Consider the following 769-nt stretch of genomic DNA (forward strand, 5'->3'; position numbering starts at 1 on the left):
CGTTCCCATGCCGAACACGGAAGTTAAGCGTCTCAGCGCCGAAAGTAGTTGGGGGATCTCCCCCTGTGAGGATAGGACGTTGCCAGGCTACATATTGGAGGATTAGCTCAGCTGGGAGAGCACCTGCCTTACAAGCAGGGGGTCGGCGGTTCGATCCCGTCATCCTCCACCATTTACACCTGCCGGTGTAGCTCAGTTGGTAGAGCATCTGACTTGTAATCAGAGGGTCGAGGGTTCGAATCCTTTCGCCGGCACCATTTGATCTTTTTAAAAAGTCTACCGCTAGAAATTATACCTTGCCGGGGTGGCGGAATTGGTAGACGCACAGGACTTAAAATCCTGCGAGGGTTTCCTCGTGCCGGTTCAAGTCCGGCCCTCGGTACCATTAATATTTTCCCATGATGATTATTCGTCTCGCACCCTTAGCTCAGCTGGATAGAGCGTTAGACTACGAATCTAAAGGCCGGGAGTTCGAATCTCTCAGGGTGCACCATTTTTACGGGAAGTAGCTCAGCTTGGTAGAGCACTTGGTTTGGGACCAAGGGGTCGCAGGTTCGAATCCTGTCTTCCCGACCATCATCACTTTTATATGGGGCCTTAGCTCAGCTGGGAGAGCGCCTGCCTTGCACGCAGGAGGTCAGCGGTTCGATCCCGCTAGGCTCCACCATTTTTATTTTTTTACAGACGAACTTTGAAAACTGAACGATGAGGCAAAAATAAGTTTTACAATTTTTGAATGAAGCGCAAGCTTCGTCAATTTAAGAGCTAT

General features: G+C 50.3%; 6 tRNA genes and 1 rRNA gene. All 7 read left to right on the plus strand.

The annotated features are described in order from the left end of the window. Positions 1-88: ribosomal RNA gene (rrf, locus tag KNP62_RS15455) — 5S ribosomal RNA — on the plus strand; the annotation flags it as partial. A gap of 8 nt (positions 89-96) precedes the next feature. Continuing rightward, positions 97-172, plus strand: a tRNA-Val gene (locus KNP62_RS15460). Positions 173-181: 9 nt separating this feature from the next. Next, positions 182-257, plus strand: a tRNA-Thr gene (locus KNP62_RS15465). 41 nt (positions 258-298) lie between these two features. After that, positions 299-385 (plus strand) — tRNA-Leu (locus KNP62_RS15470). Between the two features lie 31 nt (positions 386-416). Further along, positions 417-493: transfer RNA gene (locus KNP62_RS15475), tRNA-Arg, on the plus strand. Between the two features lie 6 nt (positions 494-499). Continuing rightward, a tRNA-Pro gene (locus KNP62_RS15480) sits at positions 500-576 on the plus strand. 15 nt (positions 577-591) lie between these two features. Then, a tRNA-Ala gene (locus KNP62_RS15485) sits at positions 592-667 on the plus strand. Positions 668-769 lie beyond the last annotated feature (102 nt).

The organism is Exiguobacterium sp. s183, from assembly GCF_018617655.1.
Classification (GTDB): Bacteria; Bacillota; Bacilli; order Exiguobacteriales; family Exiguobacteriaceae; genus Exiguobacterium; species Exiguobacterium aestuarii_A.